Source organism: Flexivirga meconopsidis (assembly GCF_026162425.1).
In the GTDB taxonomy this organism is placed as follows: domain Bacteria; phylum Actinomycetota; class Actinomycetes; order Actinomycetales; family Dermatophilaceae; genus Flexivirga; species Flexivirga meconopsidis.
The window spans coordinates 252,872-268,965 of the sequence record NZ_JAOBQJ010000005.1; the positions used below are offsets into that span (position 1 = coordinate 252,872).

The following is a 16,094-nucleotide window of genomic DNA, read 5'->3' on the forward strand; positions in this document are numbered from 1 at the left end:
CAGGAGGACCGGTGATGCACCCGACCCGACGGACCGTGCTGACGGGAAGTGCGGCGGCCGCACTCACAGCGCTCGCCACGCGAGCGGCAGGCGCCGACCCGCTGCCGGGCAGCGGCGCCACCAAGATCAAGGACCTGAGCGGACCAGCACAGACCGGTCAGTTCGCCACCCCGTGGAGTGACCTCGGCATACCTGCACGATGCCCGGACGGCTCGATGCTCTTCGTCGGTGGCGACTCGTTCGACGGCGCCGGTGCCCCAGGGACCAACTGGCGCTCTCCTGTCGGATTGCGTTCCAGCAGCAGCAATCTCGCATCGCTGACGATCGACAGTGCGGTGGGCGGCAGTTCCGCGGTCGGTCTGGTGCCGGAGGGGCACGTGCCGGTCGGAGATGGCCGGACGACGGCGATCCCGAGCGACATCTTCACCATCGGCAACACGATGTACCTGCATTTGATGCGTGGTGTCATCTATCGGACCGACCACAGCGACTTCTGGAAGTCCGACGACAACGGCAACACCTGGACGTTTCTGTGCCAGTGGCCCGGCGACCTGCTCGGTGGCCAGTTCCAGCAGAAGACCTACGCTGTCGCCGACGACGGCTACTGCTATGTGCTGTCAAGCGTCTTCAACCGCAAGGCCGTCTCGGGGCTGCTGCTGCACCGCGTGCCGCATGCCGAGGTCGGTGTGCCCGCGTCATACCAGCCGTGGGGTTTCGCGAATGGCGCTTGGGCCTGGGGCAATCCGGCGTCTACGATCACCACTGCACGGGGCTGGGGCGAGATCTGTTTCCGGCAACTCGACGGGCATTTCGTCTTCACCTTCTTCAACGACGCGGACGCCACCATCCGGGCCCAGGTGTTGAGCAGCGCACTCGGCAACTTCTTCGCGACGCGTGAACAGACGTTGATCACCAACGGTCCGGTCGCGGCGCAGGGCGGGACGGTGGTCACCTCGCCATACGGCGGATTCGTCGTGCCCGGGTCCACGATCGCGGACTTCCACATCGTGGTGAGCCAGTGGTACGACTCGACGAACTATCGGTTCATGCAGTACCGCATCAACGGCCTGGGTGTATGACGACGGCGCCTCACATGGATGCGTGGCGGCACCTACCGAGTACGTACCCGATCGATCCACAGTGATGTCACCAAGTGACATGACGGGTGTTAGGCTGATGGCGTGGCTCGATGGCAACCCGGTGCGCGCGAGCGCCTATCTCAAGCGGCGATGGAGTTGTTCCTGGAGCAGGGTTACGACCGGACCTCGGTGACCGAGATCGCCCAGCGGGCCGGCCTGACCAAACGCACCTTCTTCCGCTATTTCGGCGACAAGCGTGAAGTGATCTTTGCCGAACGTGACCTGCTCGGTGACGCAATGACCGCGGCGATCGCGGCCGCACCAGCGGGAACAACTGCGTGGCAGACCGCGCTCCTCGCCGTCGAGGCGGTCGCCGAGATCTTCCCCGACGAGCGCCGGGCCTTCGTCCGCACCAGAGGGGCCGCCGTCGGATCGGCACCCGAGCTGCTGGAGCGCGACCTGCTGAAGCGGCAGGCGCTCACCGACAGAGTCACCGATGCAGTGCGGCGGCGCGGCATCCCGGCTTCGAGCGCGGTCACCGTCGCGACCCTCACCGTGCTCTGCCTGCGCAACAGTCTGGCGGCGTGGGCCACGGGAGACTCCGACTTCGGGGCCGCCGCCCGCAAGCAGCATCGACAACTGTCCGACCTGCTTGCCGATGGGTTGACCCAACCCCTCCCCTCCTCCCCCTCAGCGCCCGACATCAAGGAGTGATCGCCATGCGCGTCTTCGTCACCGGAGCATCCGGTTGGATTGGATCGGCCCTCGTGCCAGAACTTGGGGCGGCCGGACATCAGGTCGTCGGATTGGCTCGATCCGAAGCCGCAGCAACGGCGTTGACCGCCCAGGACGTCGAAGTCGTCCGGGCAGACATGACTGACCTGGCCGCGATGGGCGACGCCGCTCGGGATGCCGACGCCGTTGTCCACCTCGCCTTCAACCACGACTTCTCCCGCATGCAGGAGTCGGTGGCCGAGGATGCCGCACTGATCGCGGCGTTCGGCGACGCGCTCGAGGGCAGTGGCAAGCCGTTCACCATCGCGTCCGGCACTCCCGTCATACCCGGGCAGATCGCGACTGAACGAGACCGTGCCGCGGCAGGCAGCCCCGCGTCCGGGCGCGATGACAATGGGTACGCCGTGCTCGCGCTCGCAGATCGGGGTATCCGCTCGTCCGTGGTGCGGCTGCCACGGTCCGTCCACGGCGCCGGCGAGCAACACGGCTTCATCACCCGACTGGTCGAACTCGCCCGCACCTCAGGCGTTTCCGGGTACGTCGATGACGGCTCGCAGCGATGGCCGGCTGTGCATGTGCGGGATGCTGCAACCCTTTTCCGACTCGCTCTCGAGCGCGCCGAACCCGGCACGATGCTGCACGCCGTCGGTGACGAAGGAGTGCGCACTCGCGAGGTGGCCGAACTCATCGGCGCACAACTCGGCCGGCCGGTCGCTGCGCGCCCACCTGAGGACTTTGGTTTCCTCGGTGCACTGCTGTCGAACGACCAGCCTGCCTCTGCCGAGCTGACCCGACGACTCCTTGGCTGGGAGCCGACCCACCCAAGCCTGACCGAGGACCTGGCAGCCGGGCGGTACACGGCGCGCATCTGACCCGCATCCCGCTCTCAGCCCACCCGGTCTGCGGTGTAGCTGCGGCGGTGGACGCTCGGCGAAATGCCGACACACGAACGGAATTGGGCTCGGAACGCGGCCGTGGTGCCGAAGCCGCACGCGGCGGCGACCTGATCGATGGACAGGTCCGACTCCTCCAGCAGGTGCCGCGAGTGGACGATGCGCGCGGCCGCCAGCCACTCACCGGCCGACTGACCGGTCTCGGCCCGGAAGTGCCGGGTGAAGGTGCGCACGCTCATCCGCGCGTGCTTGGCCAGGTCGGCCAAGGTCAGTGGCTCCTCCAGATGTTCCAGCGCCCATGTGCGGGTTTGGCCGGTGCCCTCCCCGGCCACGGTCGGCACCGGCCGGTCGATGAACTGTGCCTGGCCGCCCGGCCGCGCCGGTGCCACGACGCAGCCGCGGGCGACTTTCGCGGCAGCAGCAGCCCCGTGGTCCTTGCGAATCACGTGCAGTAGCAGGTCGATTCCCGCGGCGTTCCCCGCGGAGGTCAGGATGGAGCCGTTGTCGACGAACAACACGTCGGGGTCGAGGTCAATGTCCGGAAACAGGTGGCGGAATGCCTCAGTGTGCCGCCAGTGGGTGGTGACGCGCAGCCCGTCGAGCATCCCACGCGCGGCCAGCACGAAGGCACCGGTGCACACGCTGATCCATCGGGCGCGGTCCGGCACGAGGTCGAGCGCCGCGTGCTCGGCGTCGGAGAGGGTTCCGTCGCGCATCACCGAGTGGCCGGGCATGCCACAGATGACGACGGTGTCGGCCTCGGCCAGCGTTGCGACCGGGTGTGTCGGCAGCACCTGGTAACCCGCTGACGTCGTCACCGGTCCATCGTCGACCGTGACATGGGAGACGACATACGGCGGACTCCCCTGCGGTGCCTCCGGCCAGCCGGGCAGCAGCGAGTCGGTCGCGAAGAACCGGGCGGGCAGCCCGAGCTCGAACGCCACGACGTTGTCCAGAGCCAGAACGACCACGTGATGAGGCATGGCCTGATTCTTTCATATAGTGGCTCACCGGCCACTCGTTTTTGTATGACGCAGCGGGGCACCCTGATCGAGTGAGCATTGACACCCGACGCATCCCACGGCTGCTGCACCCTGCTTGGGCAATTGCCGCAGTCACCTTCCTGACGATGATCGGTTCTGCCGGGTTTCGCGCGGCCCCAGGTGTTTTCATGGATCCACTGCATCAGGAGTTCGGGTGGTCGATGGGCCTCATGGGGTCGGCGGTGTCACTCAACTTGGTGCTTTTCGGGTTGACCGCGCCGTTCTCTGCGGCGCTGATGGAGCGCTTCGGCATCCGGCCGGTGTGCATGGTCGCCCTGGTCCTGGTGGCGGCCGGCGCGATCCTGCCGGTCTGGATGACCAGTCCATGGCAGCTCATTGTGTGCTGGGGGTTATTGATCGGACTCGGCACGGGCTCGATGTCGATGTCACTGGTGGCGACCGTCACCGGCCGCTGGTTCCACGCCAAGCGCGGGCTGATCTCCGGCGTACTCACCGCGGCCAACGCCACCGGTCAACTGATCTTCCTGCCTGTCCTGGCAGCCATCTCGCACGCGGCCGGCTGGCGCTGGGCAACTTCGGTGGTCGGCCTCGCGGCCTTCGCCGTGGTGCCACTGGTGCTCGTCTTCATGCGCAACCGGCCCGAAGACCTCGGCACCGTGGCCTACGGCGCACCGGAGGGCTACAGGTCGCCGAAGTCGACCGGCGGGGCACGAATGGCCCTGGAAACGCTCAAGATCGCAAGCCGAAGTCGCGCATTTTGGTTCCTCGCCGGCACATTCGCGATCTGTGGGGCGACCACCAACGGACTGGTGAGCACGCACTTTATCCCGGCCGCCATGGACCACGGCATGCACGAGACGACCGCAGCGTCACTACTCGCGTTGGTCGGCATCTTCGATATCGTCGGCACGATCGGGTCCGGGTGGCTCACCGACCGGGTCGATCCCCGGATACTTCTCGTCTTCTACTACGGGCTGCGCGGTGTCGCACTGAGCCTGTTGCCATCGCTGTTCTCCGGGACGATGCGGCCGAACATGCTGGCGTTTGTGCTCTTCTACGGACTGGACTGGGTGGCGACCGTGCCACCGACAATGGCGCTGGCGCGGCAGCACTTCGGGGACCGGGCACCGGTCGTCTTCGGCTGGATCTTCGCCTGCCACCAGCTCGGTGCCGCGCTCGCGGCGTGGGGTGCGGGATGGATCCGGGACGACACCGGCACCTACGCGTCAGCGTTCTACATCGCCGCGGTGCTCTGTCTGGTGGCAGCCGCGGTCTGTCTTACGATCCGACGCATCAATGGTCCGGCAACATCCGAGGCCGCACCGACACCCCTCGCGGTGTCGGAGCCGACCTGACAGGATCGGCGGCATGGAAGCCTCGAACGTGGTCCGTGCCCTGGCCCCGACCGGCACCCTGCGGGCGGTCATCAACCTCGGCAACCCGGTGCTGGCCGGTGGCTCCGCCGCAGAGCCCACCGGCGTGACTGTCACCCTCGCGCAGGAGCTCGCGCGCGGATTGGGCGTCCCGGTCCAATTGCGGACCGTCGATGCCGCGCGAGACTCATTCGCCGCGCTGACTTCGGGGGAGGTCGACATCGCCTTCCTCGCCAACGAGCCGGCGCGTGCTGCGGAAGTGACGTTCAGTGCGCCATACGTGGTGATCGAGGGGGTGTATGCCGTGCCTGCCGACAGCGAGTTGCAGCATGCGGACCAGGTCGACCGAGCCGGCAATCGCGTTGGGGTCAAGGAGGGTTCGGCCTACGACCTGTTCCTCACCCGCACGCTGCAGCAGGCGACCGTGGTGCGCGGGGCGGACGGGGTCGAGGTCTTCGAGGCGGCGCGCCTGGAGGTGGCTGCGGGCATCCGGCAGCCGGTGCTGGCTCATGCCGAACGCTTCGACCTGCGGGTGCTCGAGCCGGCGTTCATGCAGATCCAGCAGGCGGTCGCCGCACCCAAGGCGCTGCCGCCGGTCGCTGCGTCATACCTGCGCGCGTTCGTGGAGCACGCCAAGTCGAGCGGGCTGGTCGCCGACGCGCTGCGCCGCTCCGGACAGGAAGCAACGGTCGCCCCGGCAACTGATTTCGTATGACGCTCGAGGTGCGTCTCGATGCGGTGCGCGTCGGGGGCGTCAGGCCGCTCCCCCGGGAGGGGCAGCCGTCGGCGATCGACAAGCACGAGGTGGACGGGCCCGTCCAGGTGACCACGCTCGGTCTTGCCGGTGACGAACACGGCGACCCGCGCGTCCATGGTGGCCCCGAGAAGGCGCTGCACTTCTTCTCCGTCGAGGGATACCGCAAACTTGCCGACGCGCTGCCCGATGTCGATGTGCGGATCGGGTCACTGGGCGAGAACCTCCGCGGCGTTGGCGCGACCGAGCAGAACGTGTGCGTCGGCGATGTGTTCCGACTGGGCACGGCGCTCGCACAGGTCTCCCGGCCACGCTCTCCCTGCTGGAAGATCGACCACGTCCTCGACCATGACGGCGCAAACCTGACCCTCGCCGAATTACGTTGCCAGGGCTGGTATCTGCGCGTACTCGAGGAGGGCGAGGTTGCCGCCGGGGACCGCATGACGTTGGTCGACCGGCACTCACCCGCGGCAACGCTCGACCGGTTGCTCCGAGTGCAGCAGGAGCACCGGCCGGACGTCGCCGAGCTGCGGGAACTGGCCGGAGCCACCGGCCTCGCCGATCAGATCAGGCGTCGACTGCTCGGGCGTGCGCAGTGGCTGCAGGCCAATCCCGGAGCGTGAAGGCCGTCAGCAGTTCGCCCAGCCGTAAGTCGCCTGGCTCAGGTACACCTGCCCAGTCCAGGTCGACCAAGTCCCGGCGTCGTACAACCGCTTCGTCTGTCCGTTGTAGATCGTGATGCAGCTGTCCTGGTATGGCGCGTTGACGTAAGTCCAAGTAAAGCCTGTCTGCAGGTAGACCTTCATCTGGCCCTTGATCCGGATCGTTTTGCCACAGTTGTTGTGTGCACCTTCGAACGACCGGTTGGGTCCGACCCATGTCTGCACGCAGGACGCAGCATCCGCAGCAGGTGCGACTGCGACGTATCCAGCCCCGCTCCCTCCCGCGACGATCGCGGCAGTCAGTGCGGTCCGTGCAAGCTTCTTCATTGCTCTCCCCTTTGGTGAACGTCGACAACGTCAGTGAGTTCGGTGACGGTTCGGTGCCGGCACGCTCGAACGCTAGAACGCCAACCTTGTGGTGGCCAGTACTGATGTAGTGCCGCACACGTACTGCTTCCGGGCGGCACCTGCGGCATGATCTTCGCGTGCAGTTCAGTCCTCGGGTCGCGGTCGCCCTGCGTGACGCCAACCGTCGTCTCGCATCCGTCAGCCCCGGCAGCCGGACCGAACCTGCCCAAGCGTGCCTGCACGCGATGCTGACCCTGGCGCCGGTCGACAGCTTCTACGTCGGCTTCTTCGAACCGCACAGCGTGGTGCGTATGACGTATGTCTTCGATGGCGGCCGGGTGCTCGGCCCCGACATGGTCCCCTATGGACCGCATGGGCTGTCGGCGCATGTGCGCGCCGGGCACACTTACTCATGGAGCCAGGATGCCGGCGCCCTCGTGCAACGCGGGTTGTCGTTCGGAGATATCGAGCGAGTCAGTCACGATGCCGTCGTTACCCCGATCCGAGACGACGTCGGGCCACCACTCGGTTTGATCGGGTACCTCTCCTACCAGCCGTCAGTCTTCTCCAGCGAACTCGTGGCCGCAGCCGAATGGCTCGCGGACGCATTCGCGGTCACCGAGAAGTGGTCTCGCAGCTATCACTTGCGCATCGACCATGCTGCGATCACCGGTCCACAGATAGAACTGACTCCGGCCGAGGCACTGTTGCAGGTTCGCAAGAAGTTGGCTCAGCTCTCGGACCGCATGAGCACGCTGCGCACCGAACAGCGAATCACCGTGGGCGATTTGGACGAGCTCATCGCGCTGTGCGAGCAAGCGACGACGAGCGCACTCCAGGCGCGCGACGAGTCAGCATGCGTAGGAACGAACTTCAGCATCCTGACGGATCGTGAGCGCGAGGTTGCCTTCTTGGTACGCGAGGGACGCACCAACGCTCAGATCTGTTCTTCGCTCCATCTGTCGGAGAGCACCGTCAAAGGACATGTGACTCACATCCTCGCCAAGCTCGGCCTGCAGAACAGGACCCAGATCTGAGATTGCTCATCACAGGGGCCAAGGTCTGACGCCTCCATTGGGCATCGGGCTGTCCCAGTCGACCTCGCGATGAGTGCGCCCGTCGAGGATCGCGAGAGCGACCCGGATCGCGTCGCCGTGGCTGACCAGGACGTGCGTGCCCTCGTCGAGTTCGGCGAGAAAGATTGCCAGACGCCGATGAACGTCGAGCACGGATTCGCCGCCGCCCCAGCGGACTTCGCTGATATCAAGGCCGCCGGCGGGCGGATCCTCGGCGCGAAGCTCGTCATAACCGCGCCCCTCGAGGTCCCCCATGCCCTGCTCCCGCAGCGCCGGAGACTCCCGGGGCGTCAGGCACAGCCGCATCCCGATGACTGCCGCCGTCTGCCGGGCGCGCACCAGATCGCTGGTCCAGAGCGTTGGCGGCCGGTCACTACCCAGCCGGTCTCGTAGCTCGGCGGCCGCCGACGCCGCCTGGGCACGGCCGAGCTCGGTGAGCGGTGGATGCGCGGTCTGCCCTTGCAGCCGACGCTCGTGATTCCAGGTCGACTGCCCGTGCCGGACCAGGTAGATGGTGCGCATTGCGGTCCACCCTACGTGCCCGCCGACGCGCCACACCTACACTTGCCCCGTGCCTGGGATCCTCGTTGCCGGAACGACTTCCGATGCCGGCAAGTCCTTGGTCACCACCGGCCTGTGCCGGGCATTGCGTCGACGTGGGCTGCGCGTTGCACCGTTCAAGGCGCAGAACATGTCGAACAATTCCATGGTCTGCACCGACGGCTCGGAGATCGGGAGGGCGCAGTATCTCCAGGCTTTGGCTGCGGGGGTCGAGCCGGGCAGTTTGCACAATCCGGTCCTGCTGAAGCCGTCCTCGGACCGGCGCTCGTTCGTGGTCGTCCGGGGTCGGCCGGCCGGCGAGCTTCGGTCCGGCGAATATGCCACTGGTAGAACGGCATTGGCGGCTGCTGCGTTCGACGCATATGACGAATTGGCGGCGACCTGCGACGTTGTCGTCTGCGAGGGTGCCGGCTCCCCGGCCGAGATCAACCTGCGCGAAGGCGACTACGTGAACATGGGCCTGGCCCGACACGGCCGGCTTCCGGTGGTGTTGGTCGCCGACATCGACCGCGGTGGTGCGCTGGCTGCGATCTACGGCACGTGGGGCCTGCTGGACGAGGCCGATCGTGCTCTGCTGAGCGGCTACCTGGTCAACAAGTTCCGCGGCGACGAGACCGTGCTCAAGCCGGGCCTGGCGGAGCTGACCCGGCGATGCGGGCTCCCGTCATACGGTGTCGTGCCGTGGCTGCGTGACGTCTGGATCGACTCGGAGGACGCCCTGTCCAACGGTCGCTACGCACCAGTGAGCCCCGAGGAGCCGACGCTCTCGGTGGCCGCCGTGGCGCTGCCTCGTACCTCGAACGCGACCGACCTCGACGCGCTGGAGTGTGAGCCCGGGGTAGCCGTCACCGTGACCCGCGACCCACGCGTCTGCGCCTCGGCCGATCTGCTGGTGCTGCCCGGCTCGCGGGCAACCGTCGCCGACCTGCGCTGGTTGCGCGAGTCCGGCATCGCTGACGTGGTGCGTGACCGGGCCGCGAAGGGACGGCCGGTGCTGGGCATCTGCGGCGGCTACCAGATGCTGTGCGAACGCATCGACGACCCGGTCGAGAGCCGAGCCGGCGCGGTCGACGGACTTGGACTTCTCGGCGGCACAGTGCAATTCACGACGGACAAGGTGTTGGGTCGCCCCTCGGCCGTATGGCGGGGGCTCCCGGTCGCCGGTTACACGATCCACCACGGACGACCCGACGCGGACGGCTCGTTCCCCGGCGGTGCGACCACCGGCAGCATCACCGGCACCATGTGGCACGGCATCTTCGAGAGCGACGACTTCCGCGCGGCGTGGCTGCGGCAGGTCGCGGAGACGACCGGCTCAGCTTGGCGTCCGGCAGCCGACCGGCCGCGCTTCGCCGCCGCCCGTGAAGCGATGATCGACCGCCTCGCAGACACACTCGAGACCCATGCCGACGTTGACCGGATGATCGAAGTTGCGGGTGAATCACGATGAGTGCCAGGCACGTTCGGCAGGTCGAGGTGATCGGCATCGGCGCCGGGTCACCCGGTCACCTGACTGTCGGAGCGATCGACGCGATCCGGCGCGTCGACACCTTCCTGGTGGCCCACAAGGGCGACGCGAAGCGGCAGCTGGTCGCCCTGCGTGAGGAAGTCGTGCGGCGCAGTGCCGGCGACCATCCCCATCGCTTCGTGACGCTGCCCGACCCGCAGCGCGGGCCCGACGCGGCGCGACCGGCTGCGGCATACGCCGGAGCAGTGCGTGACTGGCACGAGGCCCGGACCGTCGCCTACGCCGAGGTGATCGCGGGCCTGCCGCCCGACGAGGTCGTCGGTTTCCTGGTATGGGGCGATCCGGCCTTCTACGACAGCACGATCCGGGTAGTGGACAACCTCGCCGGTCGAATGCCGCTGGACGTGCGAATCACGCCTGGCATCACCGCGTTTCAGGCCCTCGCCGCCGCCCACGGGACCGTGCTGCACGGCATCGGCGAGCCGGTGCACATCACCACCGGACGGCGGCTCGTCGAGTCCTACTCCCCCGACCTCGGGACGGTCGTGGTCATGCTCGACGGCCACCTGCGGTGCGCTGAGCTGGTCGAGCGCTTCCCCGACCTGCAGATCCAGTGGGGCGCCCAGCTCGGCCTGCCGTCACAAGCCCTCGACGCGGGACGCCTGTCCGACGTCATCGACCGGATCACCAGCACGCGCGCGCAGATCCGCAGGCGCGACGGCTGGGTGATGGACGTCTACGCCCTCAGCAGCGGCTAGTCGACCGTGCGTGCGGTGCCCGCACGGATCGCGGTGCCCTGCAGCAACAACGAGGTCGCGAGGCACGCGCCGACTCCCTCACCGGCGCGCAGGCGCAGTTGAAGCAGAGGTTCGAGGCCGAGGTCTGCGAGCAGCGCCCCGTGGGCCATTTCCCGACTCTGCTGTCCGGCAATCAGATAGGCCTGCACCCCCGCTTCCATCCGTATGGCGAGGGCCGCGGCCACCGAGGTCGCCAAGCCGTCGAGCACGACCGGCGAGCCGGCGGCGGCCGCACCGAGTGCGACCCCAGTCAGCACCGCGATCTCGGGTCCGCCGAGCTCTGCCAACAAGGCCATCGGCTCGCGGACAGACCCTGCACGGGCGAGCGCCTGGCTCATCACCTGCCTTTTGCGCGCGACGATCGCATCGTCAGCTCCGACGCCGAGTCCGGCGACCTCTGACGGGCGCAATCCCAGCAGAGCGCAGGCCAGAGACCCCGCGACGGTGGTGTTACCGATGCCGACCTCGCCGAGTGCGACGATGCCTGTCGCAGCTGCGGACTCGCCGATCGCCCTGCCCCGATCAAGCAAGGCCTCGACGCTGTCCGGGCTCATCGCCGGGGTAGCGACCAGGTCACCGGTCGGTCCGGCAACTCTGGCGTCCAACGCTCCCGGCACCGCGCCACCGGCGACTCCTGCATCGACCACGACGACCTCGAGTCCCGCGGCACGGGCCGCAACCGCTCCCGCCGAACGCCCTTCGACGGCCGCCGTGAGCACGTCTCGGGTCACCGATTGCTCGAACGCACTGACCCCGCGGCCGACCACCGGATGATCGGCGCCCGCCAAGATCAGGCTGCCACCCCGCACCCGGCTGCCGGTCAGCGCGGACACCCGTGTCACCGCACGGTCGAGCACCCCGAGTGCGTCGGGCGGGGTGAGCACTGCATCCGCCGAGTCTGTTGCAGTCACGAGCTTCTCGGCGGCCGGCCCGCGCACATGAGAGTCCGGCGGGGCGTGCTCCTGCCAGCCGTCGCGCATCACCACCTGATCCAGCGGCAACCGCCGGGACCACGCCGCCCGTGCCAGCCCGGGCTCCGGCGGTCGCTCGTCAGGCCAGCCGAGGCACAGCCAGCCCAGGGTCTCGACGCCGTCGGGCAGCCCGAGCAGCTCGGCCAGCTCGCCGGGCTCGAAGAGGGTGACCCACCCCATGCCGAGACCCAGCGTGCGCGCGGTGAGCCACATGTTCTCGATCGCGCAGGCGCACGACCACAGGTCAGTGTCGGGGAAGGTCGCCCGGCCCAGGACTCCGGCGGCGGCCGCACGCCGGTCGCAGGCAACCACGACGCCGAGCGGCGCTTCGCGGATCCCCTCGAGTTTCAGGTCGAGCAGTCGGGCTGCCCGGTCCGGCGTCATCCCGGATGCCTGCCGGATGCGCTCCCGATCCGCCATATGCGCAGCCCGGTCGCGCAGACCGGGGTGGGTGACCACGATGAATCGCCAGGGCTGAGAATGTCCGACCGAGGGCGCGGAATGCCCTGCCGTCAGGACCTTTTCGACATACTCCCCGGGCACGGGGTCGGGGCGGAAACGCCTGATGTCACGCCGGGCACCGATCGCCGCGTCGAGTCCCTGAACGATCTCGTCAGCCATTTGCCAGCCCGCCGGATCCGTGCCGCGTTCACGTGCAGACGACCGGTCGCCGACCACCGGGGTCGGTCGGCGGAAGCCGCGCTCAGGCGCCGTCATCTTCGAGGTCGCCCTCGACGTCGAGATAGATCCGCTGCATCGCCTCGATCGTCTCCTGGTCAGGGTCTTCCCACAGGCCACGCTCGACCGCTTCGGTCAGCCGCTCGACAATGCCCTGCAGTGCCCAGGGATTGGCTTGACGCAGGAAGTCCTGGTTCTCCTTGTCCAGCACGTAGGCGCCGGCGATCTGCTCGTACATGTGGTCTGCCACCACGCCGGCCGTAGCGTCGAAACCGAAGAGGTAGTCGACCGTGGCGGCAAGCTCGAAGGCACCCTTGTAACCGTGCTTGCGCATCGCGGCGATCCAGCGCGGGTTGACCACCCGTGACCGGAAGACTCGATTGGTCTCCTCCTGCAGCGAACGTGTCCGCACCGCACCGGGATTCGTCGAATCACCGACGTACGCTCTGGGTTCCTGACCGCTCAGCTGACGGACGGTGGCGACCATGCCGCCGTGGTACTGGAAGTAGTCGTCGGCGTCGAGGATGTCGCTCTCGCGGTTGTCGATGTTCTTGGCAGCGACCTCGATGCGACGGTAGCTGCGCTCCATGTCCTCCCGTGCCGGCTTGCCGTCGAGATCGCGGCCATAGGCGTAACCACCCCACGCGGTGTAGACCTCGGCCAGGTCGCTGTCGCCGCGCCACTCACCGGATTCGACGACCTGCAGGACCCCTGCCCCGTAAGAGCCGGGCTTCGAGCCGAAGATGCGGGTGCGGGCCCGGCGGATGTCACCGTGCTCGGCCTCGTCGGCGCGAGCATGCGCCCGCACGAAGTTTTGCTCCTCCGGCTCGTCGAGTCCGGCCACAAGGGCGACGGCATCGTCGAGCAGCGCGATGACGTGCGGGAAGGCGTCCCGGAAGAAGCCGGAAATGCGCACGGTCACGTCGATGCGCGGGCGGCCCAGCTCGGCCAGCCCGATCGGCTCGAGTCCGGTGACGCGGCGAGATGCCTCGTCCCAGACCGGCGTCACGCCGAGGAGCGCGAGGATCTCGCCGATGTCGTCGCCGGAGGTGCGCATGGCGGACGTGCCCCATGCGGAAATGCCCACGGACCGCGGAAGTTCACCGGTTTCCTCGCGGTATCGGTCGAGCAGAGACTCGGCCATCAGCTGGCCGGTCTCGTAGGCCAGGCGCGACGGAATCGCCTTCGGATCGACCGAGTAGAAGTTGCGCCCGGTGGGCAGCACGTTGATCAGACCACGCAACGGGGAGCCGGACGGGCCGGCAGCGATGTAACGGCCGTCGAGTGCCCGCAGCACGTTGGCCAGCTCGTCCGGTGTCCGGTCGAGACGCGGCACGATCTGCGTGCAGGCGAACCGCAAGGCAGCAGAGGCCTGCTCGTTCGGCGCACCGAGCACGCCGGCGACCGCGTCGTCCACGGCGTCCAGGCTCCAACCGGCATTGGCCACGGCTTGCACGAGAGACCGTGCGGTCTGCTCCGCCCGGTCCACCGCGCCACGGTCACCCTCGGACTCGTCGAGGCCGAGGGTGGTGCGCAGACCCGGCACCGCGGCCGTCGTGCCGTCGAACATCTGCGTAGCTCGGAGCATCGCCAGGACCAGATTGACCTGGCCCGCACCGGCGGGCGTCTGCCCGAGGATGTGCAACCCGTCCCGGATCTGCACGTCCTTGACCTCGCACAGCCAGCCGTCGACGTGCATCACGAAGTCGTCGAAGGCATCCGAATCATCAACGTCGACACCGGAAACACCGAGATCGTGGTCCATTTTCGCGGCCTGGATCAGAGTCCAGATCTGAGCGCGCAGCGCGGGTGCCTTCGCCGGGTCCATGGCTGCGACGTTGCCGTACTCGTCCAGCAGCTGTTCGAGCCGAGCGATGTCGCCATAGGACTCGGCACGAGCCATCGGCGGCACCAGATGGTCAACGACGGTCGCGTGCGCGCGGCGCTTGGCCTGAGTGCCCTCCCCCGGGTCGTTCACCAGGAACGGATAGATCAGCGGCATCGTGCCGAGGGCAGCATCGGTGCCGCAGCTGGGCGACATCGCGAGGTTCTTACCCGGCAGCCATTCGAGGTTGCCGTGCTTGCCGACGTGCACGACGGCGTGCGCCCCGAACTCCTCCTGCAGCCACCGGTAGGTCGCAAGGTAGTGATGCGTCAGTGGCAGGTCCGGATCGTGATAGATCGCGATCGGGTTCTCGCCGAATCCTCGAGGAGGCTGCACGAGTATGACGACGTTGCCGGACACCATTGCCGCACAAACAATTTCGCCGCCCGGGTCCGCACCCGGCTGACCGACGCGCGACCTGTCGACGTAGAGCGAACCGGGTGCCTCTCCCCACTTCTGCGTCATCGACTGGCGCAGGTCGTCGGGCAGCGCGTCGAACCACTGCCGGTAGCGAGCCGCCGGAATGCGCACGACGTGCTCGCTGAGCTGCTGCTCGGTGAGCCAGTCGGGGTCCTGACCACCGGCCGCGATCAGCGCGTGGATCAGCGCGTTGCCGCTCGTGGTGTCGGGCTCCTCGCCCTCGACGGCCGGCAGCGGCACCAGCCCCGGGATCGCCGCCGGGTCGCCGACGTCGTAGCCCGCGTCGCACATCGCGCGCAGCAACCGGATGGTGGAGACCGGTGTGTCGAGCCCGACCGCATTGCCGATGCGGGAGTGCTTGGTCGGGTATGCCGACAAAACCACCGCGATCCGCCGCTCCCCCACCGGGGTATGACGCAGTCGCCCGTGGTTGACCGCGAGCCCCGCGACCGCCGCGCAGCGCTCCGGGTCGGCGACGTAAGCGGGTAGCCCGTCGGCGTCGATCTCCTTGAACGAGAACGGAACCGAGATCAGTCGGCCGTCAAACTCCGGCACGGCGACCTGGGTCGCGACATCGAGCGGGGACATCCCGTCGTCGGAGGCCGCCCACTCGGCGCGGGACCAGGTCAGGCACAGCCCCTGGATGATCGGGACGTCCAGCGCGGCGAGCGCGGCCACGTCCCATGCCTCGTCGTCACCCCCGGCCCCGGCCGTGCCGGGCTTGGTGCCACCCGCGGCCAGCACAGTCGTGACCAGGACGTCATACGACTGGAGATGCGAGAGCAGGTCGTCGTCGGCGTCCCGCAAGGAGCTGACGTAGAGCGGCTGCCCGATGCCACCGGCGGCGTCCACTGCATCGGCGAGTGCATGGGCGTATGCATCGTTACCCGCGACATACTGCGCCCGGTAGAAGAGAATGCCAACCCTCGGACGAACAGCCGAATCATCCACAACTGCAGGGCGATCCAGCGCGCCCCAGCTCGGCAGGGTGGCGGGCGGGTCAAAGTCGTCATCGGTCAGCCGAAGGGTGGACGCCAGGAAGCCGTGCAGGCTGCGCAGGTTGTCGGCTCCGCCCTGCACGAAGTAGGTGTGCGCCTGGTGAACGACGCCCGCCGGCGCGGTCGACAGCTCCATCAGCGCTGCGTTCGGGGTCTGCTCACCGCCGAGCACGACCAGCGGCTTGCCCGCGGCGCGCGCCTGAGCAAGGTAAGCCTGCAACTCGTCGGGGTTGCCGAGGAGGCGGATCACCACGATGTCGGAAGTGGTGATCGCAGCTGCCAGATCGACCGGGCCCGGCCTGGTCGGGTTGGCCAGCAGGTAGTCGGCGCCGCTCGCGCGAGCGGACAACAGGTCGGTGTCGGACGTCGACAGCAGGGCAATGCGCGTCATC

At 68.1% G+C, this 16,094-nt stretch carries 14 protein-coding genes; 9 read left to right on the plus strand and 5 right to left on the minus strand.

Annotated elements, in window-relative coordinates:
- Window positions 1-14 precede the first annotated feature (14 nt).
- From N2M23_RS17685 to N2M23_RS17695, 3 genes are all read left to right on the plus strand, one after another.
- Window positions 15-1,079 (plus strand): DUF4185 domain-containing protein, encoded by a 1,065-nt coding sequence (locus N2M23_RS17685; protein WP_265447782.1) that lies wholly within the window; start codon window positions 15-17, stop codon window positions 1,077-1,079.
- A 102-nt stretch (window positions 1,080-1,181) separates the two neighbouring features.
- Window positions 1,182-1,793: a TetR/AcrR family transcriptional regulator gene (locus N2M23_RS17690; RefSeq protein ID WP_265447310.1), complete on the plus strand. Its 612-nt coding sequence runs from the start codon at window positions 1,182-1,184 to the stop codon at window positions 1,791-1,793.
- 5 nt (window positions 1,794-1,798) lie between these two features.
- Window positions 1,799-2,686: an SDR family oxidoreductase gene (locus N2M23_RS17695; RefSeq protein WP_265447311.1), complete on the plus strand. Its 888-nt coding sequence runs from the start codon at window positions 1,799-1,801 to the stop codon at window positions 2,684-2,686.
- Between the two features lie 14 nt (window positions 2,687-2,700).
- Here N2M23_RS17695 and N2M23_RS17700 read toward each other — a convergent pair whose 3' ends face one another.
- Window positions 2,701-3,690: a GlxA family transcriptional regulator gene (locus N2M23_RS17700; protein WP_265447312.1), complete on the minus strand. Its 990-nt coding sequence runs from the start codon at window positions 3,688-3,690 to the stop codon at window positions 2,701-2,703.
- A gap of 71 nt (window positions 3,691-3,761) precedes the next feature.
- Between N2M23_RS17700 and N2M23_RS17705 the strand changes: the two genes are divergently transcribed.
- The 3 genes from N2M23_RS17705 to N2M23_RS17715 are packed head-to-tail and all read left to right on the plus strand — an operon-like array spanning window position 3,762 to window position 6,461.
- Window positions 3,762-5,066: an MFS transporter gene (locus N2M23_RS17705; RefSeq protein ID WP_265447313.1), complete on the plus strand. Its 1,305-nt coding sequence runs from the start codon at window positions 3,762-3,764 to the stop codon at window positions 5,064-5,066.
- A gap of 13 nt (window positions 5,067-5,079) precedes the next feature.
- Window positions 5,080-5,799: a transporter substrate-binding domain-containing protein gene (locus tag N2M23_RS17710; RefSeq protein WP_265447314.1), complete on the plus strand. Its 720-nt coding sequence runs from the start codon at window positions 5,080-5,082 to the stop codon at window positions 5,797-5,799.
- Complete coding sequence (locus N2M23_RS17715; RefSeq protein ID WP_265447316.1) at window positions 5,796-6,461, plus strand: MOSC domain-containing protein; 666 nt, start codon at window positions 5,796-5,798, stop codon at window positions 6,459-6,461. The genes N2M23_RS17710 and N2M23_RS17715 overlap by 4 nt, the downstream gene beginning before the upstream one ends.
- A gap of 6 nt (window positions 6,462-6,467) precedes the next feature.
- On the opposite strand, the gene N2M23_RS17720 is transcribed toward N2M23_RS17715, so the two are convergent.
- Complete coding sequence (locus N2M23_RS17720; RefSeq protein ID WP_265447317.1) at window positions 6,468-6,827, minus strand: hypothetical protein; 360 nt, start codon at window positions 6,825-6,827, stop codon at window positions 6,468-6,470.
- A 266-nt stretch (window positions 6,828-7,093) separates the two neighbouring features.
- On the opposite strand from N2M23_RS17720, the gene N2M23_RS17725 reads away from it, so the two are divergent.
- Window positions 7,094-7,885: a helix-turn-helix transcriptional regulator gene (locus tag N2M23_RS17725; RefSeq protein ID WP_265447318.1), complete on the plus strand. Its 792-nt coding sequence runs from the start codon at window positions 7,094-7,096 to the stop codon at window positions 7,883-7,885.
- 9 nt (window positions 7,886-7,894) lie between these two features.
- On the opposite strand, the gene N2M23_RS17730 is transcribed toward N2M23_RS17725, so the two are convergent.
- The gene (locus N2M23_RS17730) at window positions 7,895-8,446 is read right to left on the minus strand and encodes a histidine phosphatase family protein (protein ID WP_265447319.1); all 552 of its coding nucleotides are present in this window, start codon (window positions 8,444-8,446) and stop codon (window positions 7,895-7,897) included.
- 49 nt (window positions 8,447-8,495) lie between these two features.
- Between N2M23_RS17730 and N2M23_RS17735 the strand changes: the two genes are divergently transcribed.
- Both N2M23_RS17735 and cobF read left to right on the plus strand, forming a co-directional pair.
- Complete coding sequence (locus N2M23_RS17735) at window positions 8,496-9,935, plus strand: cobyric acid synthase (protein WP_265447321.1); 1,440 nt, start codon at window positions 8,496-8,498, stop codon at window positions 9,933-9,935.
- A complete protein-coding gene (gene cobF, locus N2M23_RS17740) occupies window positions 9,932-10,711 on the plus strand; it encodes a precorrin-6A synthase (deacetylating) (RefSeq protein WP_265447322.1) in 780 nt (259 codons plus the stop codon). The genes N2M23_RS17735 and cobF overlap by 4 nt, the downstream gene beginning before the upstream one ends.
- Here cobF and bluB read toward each other — a convergent pair.
- Both bluB and cobN read right to left on the minus strand, forming a co-directional pair.
- Window positions 10,708-12,342, minus strand: a complete 1,635-nt coding sequence (bluB, locus tag N2M23_RS17745) for a 5,6-dimethylbenzimidazole synthase (RefSeq protein ID WP_265447324.1) — start codon at window positions 12,340-12,342, stop codon at window positions 10,708-10,710. The two genes, cobF and bluB, sit on opposite strands and share 4 nt — an antisense overlap.
- 82 nt (window positions 12,343-12,424) lie before the next feature.
- Window positions 12,425-16,093 carry a cobaltochelatase subunit CobN gene (gene cobN / locus N2M23_RS17750; protein WP_265447325.1) on the minus strand — a complete coding sequence of 1,223 codons (3,669 nt, stop codon included), beginning with the start codon at window positions 16,091-16,093 and terminating at the stop codon, window positions 12,425-12,427.
- Between the last annotated feature and the right edge of the window lies 1 nt (window position 16,094).

Bases quoted from the DNA above. Each gene is read 5' to 3' on its own strand.
- cobF (WP_265447322.1), top strand. From the start codon at position 9,932: ATGAGTGCCAGGCACGTTCGGCAGGTCGAGGTGATCGGCATCGGCGCC.
- N2M23_RS17720 (WP_265447317.1), bottom strand. From the start codon at position 6,827: ATGAAGAAGCTTGCACGGACCGCACTGACTGCCGCGATCGTCGCGGGA.
- bluB (WP_265447324.1), bottom strand. From the start codon at position 12,342: ATGGCTGACGAGATCGTTCAGGGACTCGACGCGGCGATCGGTGCCCGG.
- N2M23_RS17725 (WP_265447318.1), top strand. From the start codon at position 7,094: ATGCTGACCCTGGCGCCGGTCGACAGCTTCTACGTCGGCTTCTTCGAA.
- cobN (WP_265447325.1), bottom strand. From the start codon at position 16,093: ATGACGCGCATTGCCCTGCTGTCGACGTCCGACACCGACCTGTTGTCC.
- N2M23_RS17710 (WP_265447314.1), top strand. From the start codon at position 5,080: ATGGAAGCCTCGAACGTGGTCCGTGCCCTGGCCCCGACCGGCACCCTG.
- N2M23_RS17715 (WP_265447316.1), top strand. From the start codon at position 5,796: ATGACGCTCGAGGTGCGTCTCGATGCGGTGCGCGTCGGGGGCGTCAGG.
- N2M23_RS17700 (WP_265447312.1), bottom strand. From the start codon at position 3,690: ATGCCTCATCACGTGGTCGTTCTGGCTCTGGACAACGTCGTGGCGTTC.
- N2M23_RS17730 (WP_265447319.1), bottom strand. From the start codon at position 8,446: ATGCGCACCATCTACCTGGTCCGGCACGGGCAGTCGACCTGGAATCAC.
- N2M23_RS17685 (WP_265447782.1), top strand. From the start codon at position 15: ATGCACCCGACCCGACGGACCGTGCTGACGGGAAGTGCGGCGGCCGCA.
- N2M23_RS17695 (WP_265447311.1), top strand. From the start codon at position 1,799: ATGCGCGTCTTCGTCACCGGAGCATCCGGTTGGATTGGATCGGCCCTC.